1 protein-coding gene (only partly in view) is annotated in these 16,365 nt (G+C 75.0%); it reads left to right on the top strand.

The window, feature by feature from the left end:
* Positions 1-25: 25 nt before the first annotated feature.
* Positions 26-16,365, top strand: partial view of a type I polyketide synthase gene (locus tag J3R08_RS20620; protein ID WP_209962521.1) — the 5' portion only. The gene runs 13,477 nt beyond the window's last position; 16,340 of the gene's 29,817 nt are visible here — the first part of the coding sequence; the start codon lies at positions 26-28; its stop codon lies beyond the right edge, outside the window.

The raw sequence follows: 16,365 nt of genomic DNA, 5'->3' as shown, positions 1-16,365 counted from the left end.
CGTTGTCCCCAGTACGGAGCTCATGATGTCTACGTCCGCAGACAAGGTCGTCGAGGCGCTTCGCGCGTCGCTCAAGGAGACGGGCCGCCTCCGTCAGCTCAACCAGCAGCTGACCGCCGCCGCCAGGGAGCCGATCGCCATCGTCGCGATGTCCTGCCGCTATCCGGGTGGCGTCGCCAGCCCCGAGCAGCTCTGGGACCTGGTGGCCTCCGGCGGCGACGCGATCGGCGGCTTCCCGACGGACCGGGGCTGGGACCTGGACAACCTGTACGACCCGGACGCCGACCGGGCCGGCCGCTCCACCACCCGCGAGGGCGGCTTCCTCTACGACGCGGCCGACTTCGACGCGGAGTTCTTCGGCATCTCGCCGCGCGAGGCCGTGGCGATGGACCCCCAGCAGCGGCTGCTGCTGGAGACGTCGTGGGAGGCGTTCGAGCACGCCGGCGTCGCACCCGCCTCGATGCGGGGGCAGAAGGTCGGCGTCTTCGTCGGCACCGCCGCCAACGGCTACGGCATGGGCCCGCAGAGCGAGGCCGAGGGCGCCGACGAGGGCTACCTGCTGACCGGTACGGCCACCAGCGTCGTCTCCGGGCGGATCGCGTACGCCCTCGGCCTGGAGGGCCCCGCGGTCACCGTGGACACCGCCTGCTCGTCGTCGCTGGTCGCCCTGCACCTGGCGTGCCAGGCGCTGCGGCAGGGCGACTTCGACCTGGCCCTGGCCGGCGGCGTGTGCGTCATGGCCACCCCCGGCCCGTTCGTGGGCTTCTCCCGGCAGCGAGGGCTCGCCCCGGACGGCCGCTGCAAGTCGTTCGCCGCCGCCGCCGACGGCACCGGCTGGTCCGAGGGCGTCGGCATCCTGCTGGTGGAGCGGCTGTCGGACGCGCAGCGCAAGGGGCACCCGATCCTCGCCGTGATCCGCGGCAGCGCCGTCAACCAGGACGGCGCGTCCAACGGTCTCACCGCACCCAACGGGCCGGCCCAGCAGCGGGTGATCCGGCAGGCCCTCGCGAACGCGCGGCTGACCACGGCCGACGTGGACGCCGTCGAGGCGCACGGCACCGGCACCGTCCTCGGTGACCCGATCGAGGCGCAGGCCCTGCTGGCCACGTACGGCCAGGGCCGCCCCGCTGACCGGCCGCTGCTGCTCGGCTCGATCAAGTCGAACATCGGCCACAGCCAGTCGGCCGCCGGTGTGGCCGGTGTGATCAAGATGGTGATGGCGATGCGGCACGGGCTCGTGCCGTCCACCCTGCACGTCGACGAGCCGACGCCGAAGGTGGACTGGTCGGCCGGCGAGGTGTCGCTGGTGACCGAGGCGACGCCGTGGCCCGCGACCGACCGTCCCCGCCGGGCGGCCGTGTCGTCGTTCGGGATCTCCGGCACGAACGCGCACACCATCATCGAGGAACCGCCCGCCCCGGACCCCGCCGACCCCGCCGACACCGGGCCGGCCCCGACCGTCGCCCTGCCGGCGGTGCCCGTGCTGCTCTCCGCCCGCTCCGAGGCAGCGCTCAGCGCGCAGGCGGGTCGCTGGGCCCGGTGGCTGGAGGACGACGAGGCCCTGCGCACCGTGGACGTCGGCTGGTCGTCGGTCGTGTCACGCTCCGCGCTGGAGCACCGCGCGGTGCTCACCGCCACCGACCGCGAGGAGCTGCTGGCCGGGCTGCGCGCCCTCGCCGCCGGCCAGCCGTCCGGCGCGCTGGTCGCCGGGCAGGCCGCCGACCGGGGTCCGCTCGCGGTGCTCTTCTCCGGTCAGGGCGCGCAGCGTGCCGGCATGGGCCGGGAGTTGTACGCGGAGTTCCCGGTCTTCGCCGCCGCGCTGGACGAGGTGTGCGCACAGCTCGACGCGCTGTTGCCGCGCCCACTCAAGGAGGTGCTGTTCGCACCCGAGGGTTCCGCCGAGGCGGAGCTGCTGGACCGGACGGTGTTCACGCAGGCGGGTCTGTTCGCGGTCGAGGTGGCGTTGTTCCGCCTGGTGGAGTCGTTCGGCGTCGCCCCCGACCTGGTCGGCGGTCACTCGATCGGCGAGGTCACGGCCGCGCATGTGGCGGGGGTGTTGTCGCTGGCGGATGCGTGTGTGTTGGTGGCGGCGCGGGGCCGGTTGATGCAGGCGTTGCCGGCCGGTGGTGGGATGGTGGCCGTCGCGGCGGCCGAGGCCGATGTGCTGGCGACGCTGGACGGCTTGACCGGTGTGGGGGTCGCGGCTGTCAACGGGCCGACGTCGGTGGTGGTCTCCGGTGCGGTGGAGGCGCTCGACGAGGTGGAGCGGGTCTGGCGTGGGCGGGGTGTGCGTACGCGCCGGTTGTCGGTGAGTCATGCGTTCCACAGCCCGTTGATGGAGCCGATGCTGGACGAGTTCCGGGTGGTCCTGGAGGGGTTGACGTTCGAGGCGCCGGCGTTGCCGGTCGTATCGAACGTGACCGGTGCGCCGGCTGACGTCGACGAGATCCGTAGTCCCGACTACTGGGTGCGGCACGTGCGGGAGGCTGTGCGTTTCGCCGACGGGGTCGCCGCGCTGCGCGCCGCCGGGGTGGACACGTTCCTGGAGATCGGCCCGCGCAGCGTCCTGACCGCGATGGTCGGCGACATCCTGCCCGCCGACGACGGGGTGCTGGCCGTCGCCGCGCAGCGCGCCGACCGCCCCGAGGCGCGGGCCCTGCTCGCCGGCCTCTCCGAGCTGCACGTCAACGGGGTACCCGTCGACTGGGCGGCCCTCTACGCCGGCGCCGGAGCGACCCCGGTCGCCCTGCCCACGTACGCGTTCCAGCGGCAGCGCTACTGGCCCGAGCAGATGCCGGCCTCGGCCACCGGCCCGGTCAGCCCGGACGTGGTGGACGTCGAGTTCTGGTCGGCCGTCGAGCGCTCCGACGTGGCGGCCCTCGCCGCGCAGTTCGGCACCGACGGGGCGGGCGTCCTGGCCCCGGCCCTGCCGGTCCTGTCGTCCTGGCGCAAGGCGCGGCTGCGGGACGCCGTAGTCGACAGCTGGTCGTACCGGGTGGTGTGGAAGCGGACCACCGTCCCCGCACCGCTCACCCCGCCGGGACGCTGGCTGCTCGTGGAGCCCGCCGACGACGCCGCCACGACCGAGTGGGCCGGGGCGCTCGCGGGGGCGCTGAGCGCCGCCGGCGGCGAGGTGTCCCGGCTGGCGGTGGACCCGCTCGCCGAGCGCGACCAGGTGACGTCGCGGCTGGCCGGCGCCGCGGGGGACACCCCGTTCACCGGGATCGTCTCCCTGCTGGGCCTGCTGGAGCGACCCCACCCCGGCCAGCCGGCGGTGCCGCTCGGCACGGCCGCCACGATGACGCTGGTGCAGGCCCTGCACGCCGCCGACGTCGCGACACCACTGTGGATGCTCACGCGGGGCGCTGTCGGCACCGGCGACACCGACCCGGTGCGCAGCGTCGCCCAGGGCGGGCTGTGGGGCCTGGCCCGGGTCGCCGGGCTGGAACACCCGCAGCTCTGGGGCGGCCTGGTCGACCTGCCGGACGCGCCCGGGCGCGGCGACTGGGACCACGCGGTGGGCGTCCTGACCGGGGGCGGCCACGAGGACCAGGTTGCCGTGCGGCCCTCCGGCGTCTTCGTGCGGCGCCTGGTGCGCGCCACGCCGGCGGCCGTCGGCACCGTCGACCGCTGGCAGCCGTCCGGCACCGTCCTCGTCACCGGCGGCACCGGGGCGCTCGGCGCGCACGTGGCCCGCTGGGCGGCGGCCAACGGCGCCGAGCACCTCGTGCTGACCAGCCGCCGCGGCGAGCACGCCCCCGGGGCGGCCGAGCTGCGCGACGAACTGACCGCGCTCGGCGCCCGGGTGAGCCTGGTCGCCGCCGACATGGCCGACCGCGCCCGCGTCGAGGCGCTGCTGCGCGACGTCGACGCCGACCCGGCGCCCCTGACCGCGGTGGTGCACGCCGCCGGGGTGGGCCAGCTGAACTTGCTCGTCGACACCGACCTCGCCGGCCTGGCCGGGGTGCTCGACGGCAAGATCGCCGGCGCCGTGCACCTGGACGAGCTGCTGGGCGACCGACCGCTCGACGCGTTCGTGCTGTTCTCCTCCATCGCCGGCATCTGGGGCAGCGGCGGCCAGGCCGCGTACGCCGCCGGCAACGCCTTCCTCGACGCCCTCGCCGAGCGGCGCCGCGCCCGCGGCCTGACCGCCACCGCGGTGGCGTGGGGCCCCTGGGCCGACGGCGGCATGGCCAGCGGCGAGGGGCAGGAACTGCTGGCCCGCCGTGGCCTCAGCCCCATGTCGCCGGCCCAGGCCGTGTACGCGCTGCGCAGCGCCGTCGGCCGGGCCGGGCCGGCGGTGACCGTGGCGGACGTCGACTGGTCCCTGTTCACCCCGGCGTTCGCCGCCGCCCGCGCCCGCCCCCTGCTCGACGACATCGCCGAGGCGCGCGACGCTCTGCGCGTGGTCGACGCGGAACCGGAGGGGACCGTCGGCGGCGGGCTGCGGCAGCACCTGCTGACGCTGCCCCGCGCCGAGCAGGACCGCCACCTGACCGAGCTCGTACGCACGCACACCGCCGCCGTGCTCGGCCACTCCGGCACCGAACTGGTCAAGGCCAACCGGGCGTTCAAGGAACTCGGCTTCGACTCGCTGACCGCCGTCGAGCTGCGCAACCGGCTCGGCGCCGCCACCGGCCTCACCCTGCCCACCACCCTGGTCTTCGACTACCCGAACCCGGCCGCCCTCGCCGACCACCTGTCGGCGACGCTGCGCCTGCACGAGGTCGAGACCGTCACCGCCTGGGGCCCCGCCGGGCCGGTCGACGACGACCCGATCGTCATCGTCGGCATGAGCTGCCGCTACCCGGGCGGCGTGGCCAACCCGGACGACCTGTGGGAGCTGGTCGCCACCGGGCGCGACGGCATCAGCGGCTTCCCCGACGACCGCCACTGGGACATGGGCCGGCTGCTGGCCGTCGACGCCGACGGGCAACCCGTCTCACACACCCGCGAGGGCGGCTTCGTCGACGGCGCCACCACATTCGACCCGGGCTTCTTCGGCATCTCGCCGCGCGAGGCCGTCGCCATGGACCCGCAGCAGCGGCTGCTGCTGGAGGCGTCCTGGGAGGCCATGGAGCAGGCCGGCATCGACCCGGAGGAGCTGCGCGGCAGCCGTACCGGCGTCTTCGTGGGCGCCTCCCCGTCGGGCTACGGCACCACCGACACCCCGGCCGAGCTGGCCGGCTACCAGCTCACCGGCGGCGCGCACAGCGTCATCTCGGGCCGGGTGTCGTACACCTTCGGGCTGGAGGGCCCGGCGGTGACGGTCGACACCGCCTGCTCGTCTTCGCTGGTGGCTGTGCACCTGGCCGCCCAGGCGCTGCGCGGCGGCGAATGCGACATGGCGCTGGCAGGCGGCGTCACCGTCATGGTGACGCCCGGCGCCTTCGTCGAGTTCTCCCGCCAGGGCGGCCTCGCCCCGGACGGGCGCTGCAAGTCCTTCGCCGCCGACGCCGACGGCACCGGCTGGTCGGAGGGCGTCGGCGTGCTGCTCGTCCAGCGCCTCTCCGACGCCCGGCGGCAGGGCCGCCAGGTGCTCGCCGTGCTCGCCGGCAGCGCCGTCAACCAGGACGGCGCGTCCAACGGTCTCACCGCCCCCAACGGGCCGGCCCAGCAGCGGGTGATCCGGCAGGCCCTCGCGAACGCGCGGCTGACCACGGCCGACGTGGACGCCGTCGAGGCGCACGGCACCGGCACCGTCCTCGGCGACCCGATCGAGGCGCAGGCCCTGCTGGCCACGTACGGCCAGGGCCGCCCCGCCGACCGGCCGCTGCTGCTCGGCTCGATCAAGTCGAACATCGGCCACAGCCAGGCCGCCGCCGGCGTCGCCGGCATGATCAAAATGGTCCAGGCGATGCGGTACGGCCTGCTCCCACGGACCCTGCACCTCGACGAGCCGACCCCCCACGTGGACTGGTCCGCCGGCGCGGTCTCCCTGCTCACCGAGGCGCGCCCCTGGCCGGCGGTGGACCGGCCCCGCCGGGCCGCCGTGTCGTCGTTCGGCATCAGCGGTACGAACGTGCACCTGATCCTGGAGCAGCCGCCCACGCCGACCGACGCGGACGAGCCGGCCGACGGCGACGAGCCGGTCACCGGTGACGAGCCGTCCCGGGTGCCGGTGGTGCTGCCGCTGCTGCTGTCGGCCCGCGACGCGGCCGGGCTGTCGGCGCAGGCCGGCCGCTGGGCGCAGTGGCTCGGCGGCACCGGGGCCCCGCGCCCGCTCGACGTGGCGTGGTCGTCGGTGGCGTCGCGTTCCGTACTGGAGCACCGGGCCGTCGTGTGCGGGGCGAGCCGGGACGAACTGCTGGCGGGCCTCGAAGCCGTGTCGGCGGGCGAGGTCTCGGCCGGCGTGCTCACCGGCCCGGGCGGCCAGCGCGGCCAGTTGGCGCTGTTGTTCTCGGGTCAGGGTGCGCAGCGTGCGGGGATGGGGCGGGAGTTGTCTGCCCTGTTCCCGGTGTTCGCCGCCGCGTTGGACGAGGTGTGCGGGCACCTGGATCCGTTGTTGCCGCGTCCGCTCAAGGAGGTGCTGTTCGCTGAGGCGGGTTCCGCCGAGGCGGGGTTGCTGGACCAGACTGTGTTCACGCAGGCCGGGTTGTTCGCGGTCGAGGTGGCGTTGTTCCGCCTGGTGGAGTCGTTCGGGGTCGTGCCGGACATGCTGGCCGGTCACTCGATCGGTGAGGTGACCGCGGCGCATGTCGCGGGCGTGTTGTCCCTGGCCGACGCGTGTCAGCTCGTCGCCGCGCGGGGTCGGTTGATGCAGGCGCTGCCGACCGGTGGCGGGATGCTGGCGGTGGCCGCCGATGAGGCTGCGGTGGCGGAGTCGCTCGTCGGGATGACCGGCCGGGTCGGTGTCGCGGCCGTCAACGGGCCTGCCGCCGTCGTCGTCTCCGGTGCCGTCGAGGCCCTGGACGAGGTGGAGCGGGTCTGGCGGGATCGGGGCGTGCGCACTCGCCGGCTGGTGGTGAGTCACGCGTTCCACAGTCCGCTGATGGAGCCGATGCTCGACGAGTTCCGCGCGGTCCTGCACGGCCTCACGTTTGCTACGCCGTTGTTGCCGGTGGTGTCGAACGTGACCGGTGCCCTGGCCGGCGACGAGATCCGCACGGCCGACTATTGGGTGCGGCATGTGCGCGAGGCGGTGCGCTACGCCGACGGGATCGCCGCTCTGCGGGCTGCCGGGGTGGACACGTTCCTGGAGGTCGGGCCGCAGAGCGTCCTGACCGCGATGACCGCCGACGTGCTGCCTGACGACGAGGCCGTGCTGGCCGTCGCGGTGCAGCGCCGTGACCGTTCGGAGGCGCAGGCGTTGCTGCACGCCCTGGCGGAGCTGCACGTGCACGGGATGCCGGTGACCTGGACGCAGTGGTTCGCCGAGAGCGGCGCGCGGCGGGTGGACCTGCCCACGTACGCCTTCCAGCGGGAGCGGTACTGGCTGCCGCCCACCGGCCAGTCCGCCGACGTCTCCGGGGCCGGCCTCGGCGTGGCGCGGCACCCGCTGCTCGGCGCGGCGGTGTCGGTCGCCGGCGAGGACATGGTGGTGCTGACCGGCCGGCTGTCGGTGCCGACGCACCCGTGGCTCGCCGACCACATCGTCTCCGGCGCCGTGGTGGTGCCGGGCACCGCGCTGGTGGACCTCGTCGTCCGGGCGGGCGACGAGGTCGGCGCGTCCCGCGTCCGCGAGCTGACAGTGCTCGCCCCGCTCGTGCTGCCCGCCACCGGCGGCGGGGTACGGGTCCAGGTCCGGGTCGGTCCCGTCGACGGGACCGGCAGTCGCTCGGTGACCGTGCACTCCCAGCCCGAGGACGACTCCGAGTCGGGCTGGACCCGGCACGCCGACGGGCTCGTCAGCGTCCCCACTGCCGACGAGCCCACCCCGGGCGCCTGGCCGCCACCCGGCGCGTCCGAGGTGGACGTCACCGGCTGGTACGCGACGGTCGCCGAGCACGGGCTCGCGTACGGGCCGGTCTTCCGGGGCCTGCGCCGGGCGTGGACCGCCGACGGCGAGGTGTTCGCCGAGGTCGCCCTCCCCGACGAGGTCACCGGTGACCCGGCGGGCTTCGGGGTGCACCCGGCGTTGCTGGACGCCGCCCTGCACCCCGTCGGGCTGCTGCCCGCCGACCAGTCGGGCGGCGGTCCCCGGGTGCCGTTCGCGTTCGAGGGTGTGCAGGTCCACGCCGTCGGCGCCCGGACGCTCCGGGTCCGCCTCACCGCCTCCGGCAACTCGGTGCGGCTGGTCGCCGCCGACGAGACGGGCGTGCCCGTGGTGTCGGTGGACTCGCTGGCACTGCGCGAGATGACCGGCCTGGCGGCCGCGCCGGACGAGGCGTACCGATCCCTGTTCGAGGTCTCCTGGCAGCCCGAGCAGATCGCCGCGCCCGACGGCGCGTACGGCTGGGCCGTGCTCGGTGACCGCCCGCTCGACGGCGCGCCGCAGCTCCCGGCGTACGCCGACGTCGCCGCTCTGACCACGGCGGCGACGGACGGCACCGCCCCGGCGGCGCTGCTGCTACCCGTCACCCCGGCGACCTCCGGGACGGACGTGCCCGACGCGGTGCGCTCCGCCACGACGGACGTCCTCGGCGCGGTGCAGGCGTGGCTGGCGGCCGAGCCGCTGGCGGACTCGCGGCTGGTCGTCGTGACCCGCGGCGCCGTGACCACCGGCGCCGACGACCGCGTCAGCGACCTGGCGGGGGCGGCGGTCTGGGGCCTGCTGCGCTCGGCCCAGTCGGAGCACCCCGGCCGGCTCGTGCTGGCCGACCTGGAACCCGGCGCCGACCTGGACGCCGACCTGCTGGCCCTGCTCGCCGCAGCCGCCGACGACCCCGACCTCGGCGGGCAGGTCGCGGTGCGTTCGGGTACGGCGTACCTGCCGCGGCTGGTCCGCGCCACGGGCGCCGCGCGGACCCCGGCGACCCTCGGCGGGGGAACCGTCCTCGTCACCGGCGGCACCGGATCGCTGGGCGCCCTGGTGTCCGAACACCTCGTCACCGCCTACGGCGTGCGTTCGCTGGTGCTGGCGTCCCGGCAGGGCCCGGGGGCCCCCGGAGCCGACGAGCTGGTGCGGCGGCTGGCCGCGCTGGGCGCGACCGCCCGCGTGGTCGCCACGGACGTGACCGACCGTGAGCGCGTCGGCGAGCTGGTCCGGTCCATCACTGCCGACGACCGCCTGGCCGGGGTGGTCCACACCGCCGGCGTCCTCGACGACGGCATCGTCAGCGGGATCACCGCCGACCGGCTGGCGGACGTGCTGGCCCCGAAGGTCACGGCGGGCTGGTGGCTGCACGAGGCGACCGCCGAGCTGGACCTCGACCTGTTCGTGCTCTTCTCCTCCGTCGCCGGGGTGCTCGGCTCTCCCGGCCAGGCCGCGTACGCGGCCGGCAACGCCTTCCTGGACGCCCTCGCCGTGCTGCGGGCGCAGCGCGGGCTGCCCGCCGTCAGCCTCGCGTGGGGCATGTGGGACACCGACGGCATGGCCGCGTCGATCAACGACACCGACCGGGCGCGGGTGACCCGGGCCGGTCTGGTCCCGATGACCGCCCCGGTCGGGCTCGGGCTGTGGGACGCCGCCCTGACCCACGGCGGCGCGGCGCTGGTGCCGGCCGTTGTCGACCTGCCCGCCATGCGGGCACGGACCGCCGCCGGCCGGGTGCCGGTGATGCTGCGGGGCCTGGTGGGACCGGCCGCGAAGCGTCGCCGCTCCGGCACCGGCGCGTGGGCCGACCGGCTGGCCGGCCTCGACCCGCAGGAGGCGCGTACGCAGGTGGCCCTGCTGGTGCGCGGGATGATCGCGCAGGTGCTCGGCCACGGCGGCGCCGATGCGGTGCCGGCGGACCGGGCGTTCCGGGAACTGGGCTTCGACTCGCTGACCGCCGTCGAGCTGCGCAACCGGATCAACAGCGCGAGCGGACTGCGGCTCACGTCGACGCTCGTCTTCGACTACCCGACCCCCGCTGCCCTGTCGGAGCACCTGTACGAGCAGCTGTCCGGCCAGGTCGCCGAGCAGCAGCGGGCCGTGCGGGCGACAAACGTCGACGAGCCGATCGCCATCGTGGGCATGGCCTGCCGCTACCCGGGCGGCGTGACGAACCCGCAGCAGCTGTGGGACCTGGTCGCCGCCGGCGCCGACGGTATCGGCGAGTTCCCCACCGACCGGGGCTGGGACCTCGACCGGCTCTTCCACCCCGACCCGGACAACCCCGGGACGTCGTACACCCGCCACGGTGGCTTCCTGTACGGGGCCGCCGAGTTCGACCCGGACTTCTTCGGCATCTCGCCGCGCGAGGCGATCGCCATGGACCCGCAGCAGCGACTGCTGCTGGAGGCGTCCTGGGAGACGTTCGAGTCGGCCGGCCTCGACCCGTCGCGGCTACGTGGCAGCCGGACCGGCGTCTTCGCCGGGCTCATGTACCACGACTACGCCTCCGGCGTGCAGGACCTGCCCGAGGGCGTGGGCGGCTACCTCGGCACCGGCACCTCCGGCAGCGTGCTGTCCGGCCGGGTCGCGTACACCTTCGGCCTCGAAGGCCCGGCCGTCACTGTCGACACGGCGTGCTCGTCGTCGCTGGTGGCGCTGCACCTCGCGGTGCAGGCACTGCGCGGCGGCGAGTGCGACCTCGCGCTCGCCGGTGGCGCGACGGTGATGGCGACGCCGGGCACGTTCATCGAGTTCTCCCGCCAGCGGGGCCTGTCGCAGGACGGTCGCTGCAAGTCCTTTGCGGCGTCGGCGGACGGTACGGGCTGGTCCGAGGGTGTGGGCGTGCTGCTTGTGCAACGACTCTCCGACGCGCAGCGGGAGGGCCGGCGGATCCTGGCGGTGGTACGGGGCAGCGCCGTGAACCAGGACGGTGCGTCGAACGGGCTGACGGCCCCCAACGGCCCGTCGCAGCAGCGGGTGATCCGGCAGGCCCTGGCGAACGCCCGGCTCACCACGGCCGACGTGGACGCCGTCGAGGCGCACGGCACCGGCACGACCCTGGGTGACCCGATCGAGGCGCAGGCCCTGCTGGCGACGTACGGGCAGGACCGGCCCGCCGACCGGCCGCTGTGGCTGGGCTCGATCAAGTCGAACATCGGCCACACCCAGGCCGCCGCCGGGGCGGCCGGCATCATCAAGATGATCATGGCGATGCGGCACGGGGTGCTGCCGTCGACGCTGCACGTCGACGAGCCGTCCCCGCACATCGAGTGGAGCGCCGGGGCGGTCTCCCTGCTCACCGAGGCCCGCGACTGGCCCGCGGCGGGTCGGCCCCGTCGCGCCGCGATCTCGTCGTTCGGCGTCAGCGGCACCAACGCGCACGTGATCATCGAGCAGCCCCCCGCCGAAGCGGAGCCCACCCGGGGCGAGCACGCGCCGACGCCCGCCGCCGGGTCGCTGCCGACCCCCGTGCTGCTCTCGGCCCGCTCCGAGGCCGCCGTCGCGGCGCAGGCCGACCGCTGGGCCCGCTGGATCGCCGACGACGAGAAACTGCGCCCCGCCGACGTCGGCTGGTCGTCGACAGTCAGCCGGGCCGTGCTGGAGCACCGTGCGGTGGTCACCGCGACGGGCCGGGACGAACTGCTGGCCGGGCTGCGGGCGCTCGCCGCCGGTGAGCCGGCCGCCGCCGTGGCAACGGGGACCGGCACGACGCGTACGCAGCTGGCCGTGCTCTTCTCCGGCCAGGGTGCGCAGCGTGCGGGGATGGGCCGGGAGCTGTCCGCCCTGTTCCCGGTGTTCGCCGTCGCGTTGGACGAGGTGTGTGCGCAGCTGGATCCGTTGCTGCCGCGTCCGTTGCGGGAGGTGCTGTTCGCGTCGTCGGGGTCCGCTGAGGCGGGGCTGCTGGACCAGACGGTGTTCACGCAGGCCGGGTTGTTCGCGGTCGAGGTGGCGTTGTTCCGTCTGGTGGAGTCGTTCGGGATCGTGCCGGACATGCTGGCTGGTCACTCGATCGGTGAGGTGACGGCTGCGCATGTGGCCGGGGTGTTGTCCCTGGCCGACGCGTGCGTTCTCGTGGCCGCGCGGGGTCGGTTGATGCAGGCGTTGCCGGCCGGTGGCGGGATGCTGGCGGTGGCCGCCGACGAGGCTGCGGTGGCGGAGTCGCTCGTCGGGCTGACCGACCGTCTCGGTATCGCGGCCGTCAACGGGCCCACCGCCGTCGTCGTCTCCGGTGCCGTCGAGGCCCTGGACGAGGTGGAGCGGGTTTGGCGCGACCGGGGGGTGCGGACCCGCCGGCTCACCGTCAGCCACGCGTTCCACAGCCCGCTGATGGAGCCGATGCTCGACGAGTTCCGCGCCGTCCTGGCGGGGCTGGCGTTCCGGGCGCCGCTGCTGCCGGTGGTGTCGAACCTGACCGGCGCGCTCGCCGACCCGCAGGAGATCACCCGCGCCGAGTACTGGGTGCGGCACGTGCGGGAGGCCGTCCGCTACGCCGACGGCATCGCCGCCCTGCGGGCCACCGGGGTCGACACCTTCCTGGAGATCGGCCCGCAGAGCGTCCTGACCGCCATGAACGCCGACCTGCTCGCCGATGACGCGCTGGCGGTGGCCGTCCAGCGTCGGGACCGGCCCGCCCCGCAGGCACTGCTGCACGCCCTCGCCGACCTGCACGTCCACGGTGTCCCGGTGACCTGGACGCAGTGGTTCACCGACGCCGGCGCCGCCCGGGTCGACCTGCCCACGTACGCCTTCCAGCACCAGCGGTACTGGCTCGGCGCGGGCCAGACGCGTACCGCCGACGTGTCCGGGGCGGGCCTCGGCGTCGCCGGGCACCCGCTGCTCGGCGCGGCGGTCTCCGTGGCCGGCGAGGACATGGTGGTGCTGACCGGCCGCCTGTCGACGTCGACGCACGCGTGGCTCGCCGACCACATCGTCTCCGGCGCCGTGGTGGTGCCGGGCACCGCGCTGGTGGAACTGGCCGTGCGGGCGGGTGACGAGGTGGGCGCGTCGCGGGTGCGGGAGCTGACCGTGGCCGCGCCGCTGGTGCTGCCGGAGTCCGGCGCGGTGCGAGTGCAGGTACGCGTCGGCGCGGCCGACGAGACCGGCACCCGGGTCGTGGCGGTGCACTCGCAGTCCGAGGGTGATCCGGAGGCTGACTGGGTGCGGCATGCGGAGGGCGTGCTGGAGCCGGCGTCGGCCGACGAGCCGGGCGTGGGGGAGTGGCCGCCGGTCGGTGCGTCCGAGGTGGACGTGGCGGGCTGGTATCCGGTGCTTGCGGAGCGTGGCCTGGCGTACGGGCCGGTGTTCCGGGGGCTGCGCCGGGTGTGGACGGGCGGCGACGAGGTGTTCGCCGAGGTGGCGTTGCCGGATGAGGTGGCGACGGAGGCGGCGCGCTTCGGTGTGCACCCGGCGCTGCTGGATGCGGCGCTGCATCCGGTCGGGCTGCTGGTGGGTGCGGAGGGTCCGGGTGGGCCGCGGGTGCCGTTCGCGTTCGAGGGTGTGCAGGTGTATGCCTCGGGCGCGCGGGTGCTGCGGGTCCGGCTGTCGCGTACGGGCTCGGCGGTGCGTCTGGTCGCGTGCGACGAGTCGGGCGCGGCAGTGGTCTCGGTCGACTCCCTCGCCCTGCGCGAGCTGACCGGCGTGACCGCGGCAGGCGCGGCGGCCCGCGCGATGTTCGAACTCACCTGGCAGGCCGACGAGATCGCCGCCGCCGGAGACCTCTCCGGCTGGGCGCTGGTCGGCTCGCCGGCAACCGCCGACCTGCCGGCGTACGGCGACGTCGAGGCGCTCGTCGCGGCCGTCGACGCCGGCCGGACGATCGCACCGAAGGCGCTGCTGCTGCCGCTCGACGCGGCGGAGAGCGCGGTCCCCGACGCGGTACGCGCGGCGACCACAGCCGTGCTGGCGACCGTGCGGTCCTGGCTGGCGGCGGACGCGCTGGCGGAGTCGCGGCTGGTGGTGGTGACCCGGGGCGCGGTGTCGGTGGCGGCGGACGACGGGGTGTCCGACCTGGCCGGTGCGGCGGTGTGGGGTCTGCTGCGGTCGGCGCAGTCGGAGCACCCGGGTCGCATCGTGCTGGCGGACGTCGACGTCGACGTGGACGCCGGGCTGCTGGGTGTGCTGACCACAGTGGCCGACGAGCCGGTGGCGTTCGGTGGTCAGGTCGCGGTGCGTGCGGGTGAGGTGTTCGTGCCGCGCCTGGTGCGTGCGGTCGCTGCGGTGTCGGTGGAGACGCCGGTTGTGGGTGACGGTGCGGTGCTGGTGACCGGCGGTACGGGTGCGCTCGGGGCGCTGGTCGCGGAGCATCTGGTGTCGGCGCATGGTGTGCGGTCGCTGGTGCTGGTGTCGCGGCGCGGTCCGGAAGCCGCCGGTGCGGGCGAGCTGTCGGAGCGGCTGTCGGCGCTGGGTGCGTCGGTGCGGGTCGTTGCCTGTGACGTGACGGACCGGGACCAGGTGTTCGGTCTGGTGGCGGAGGTCGTTGCCGGGGGTCGGCTGGCGGGTGTGGTGCACACCGCCGGTGTCCTGGACGACGGCGTGGTCGAGGGGCTGACCGCCGAGCGGCTGGCGGGGGTGTTGGCGCCGAAGGTGTCGGCGGGTTGGTTCCTGCATGAGGCGACGGCGTCGCTGGGTCTCGACTTGTTCGTGGTGTTCTCGTCGGTTGCTGGTGTGTTGGGTTCGCCGGGTCAGTCGGCGTATGCGGCGGGCAACGCCTTCCTCGACGGGCTTGCGGTCCACCGGCGGCAGCTCGGGTTGCCTGCGGTGAGTCTGGCGTGGGGGATGTGGGACACGGCAGGCATGGCCGCCTCGATCGACGAGGCGGACCGGGCGCGGTCCGCGCGGGCGGGTCTGACGCCGATGAGCGCCGAGATCGGGTTGGAGCTGTTCGACGCCGCCCTGGTGGCGGAGCGGCCGGCGTTGGTGCCGGCTGTGATCGACGTACCGGCGATGCGCGCAGCGCTCGGCGCCGGCCCGGCGCCGGCCGTGCTGCGTACCCTGATCGGGTCGACGGCGGCCCGGCGACGGGCCGCGCGGAGCGGCGACTGGGCCAACCAGCTCGCGGGCCTGGCGCCCGACGAGGCACGCGCCCAGATCGACGTGCTGGTGCGCGGTCTGGTCGCGCAGGTGTTGGGGCACGGTGGTGCGGAGTCGGTGCCGGCGGACCGGGCGTTCCGGGAGCTGGGCTTCGACTCGCTGACGGCGGTGGACCTGCGTAACCGGTTGAACGCGGCCACGGGGCTGCGGCTGGCCTCGACGCTGGTGTTCGACTATCCGACCCCGGCCGTGCTCGCCGACCACCTGCACGAGCAGGTCTCCGGGCAGATCACCGCCCGCCAGACGGCGGTGCTCACCGCCGGCACCGACGAGCCGATCGCGATCGTGGGCATGGCCTGCCGCTACCCCGGTGGCGTCGACAGTCCCGACCAGATGTGGGCGTTGCTGGCCGGCGGCGGCGACGGGATCTCGGAGTTCCCCACCGATCGCGGCTGGGACCTGGAGAGCCTGTTCGACCCGGACCCGGAGCACAGCGGTACGTCGTACACGCGCCATGGTGGTTTCCTGTACGGGGCGGCGGAGTTCGACCCGGGCTTCTTCGGTATCTCGCCGCGTGAGGCCCTGGCGATGGATCCGCAGCAGCGGTTGCTGTTGGAGGCGTCGTGGGAGTCGTTCGAGTCGGCGGGGCTTGATCCGCAGCGGTTGCGGGGCAGCCGGACGGGTGTGTTCGCCGGTGTCATGTACCACGACTACGCCTCCCGCCTGATGGACCTGCCGCCGGACGCCGAGGGCTTCGTCGGCACGGGCACGTCGGGCAGCGTGCTGTCCGGTCGGGTCGCCTACACCTTCGGGTTGGAGGGGCCGGCGGTCACCGTCGACACCGCGTGCTCGTCGTCGCTGGTGGCGCTGCATCTCGCCGCGCAGGCGCTGCGTTCCGGCGAGTGTGATCTGGCGTTGGCCGGTGGTGTGACGGTGATGGCGACGCCGGGGACGTTCATCGAGTTCTCCCGTCAGCGCGGGCTGTCGCAGGATGGTCGCTGCAAGTCGTTCGCGGCGTCCGCCGACGGCACCGGCTGGTCCGAGGGCGTCGGCGTGCTGCTCGTGGAGCGGCTGTCGGACGCGCGGCGCAACGGGCACCGCGTGCTGGCGGTGGTGCGGGGCACGGCCGTGAACCAGGACGGTGCGTCGAACGGGCTGACCGCGCCGAACGGTCCGTCGCAGCAGCGGGTGATCCGGCAGGCCCTCGCGAACGCGCGGCTCACCACCGCCGAGGTGGATGTGGTGGAGGCGCACGGTACGGGCACGACGCTGGGTGACCCGATCGAGGCGCAGGCTCTGCTGGCGACGTACGGGCAGGAGCGTCCGCAGGATCGGCCGCTGCTGCTCGGGTCGGTGAAGTCGAACATCGGGCACGCGCAGGCCGCGGCCGGTGTGGCTGGTGTGATCAAGATGGTCAT

The organism is Micromonospora sp. HB375, from assembly GCF_017872985.1.
In the GTDB taxonomy this organism is placed as follows: Bacteria; Actinomycetota; Actinomycetes; order Mycobacteriales; family Micromonosporaceae; genus Micromonospora; species Micromonospora chalcea.
This window is presented reverse-complemented; position numbering and strand designations above follow the sequence as displayed.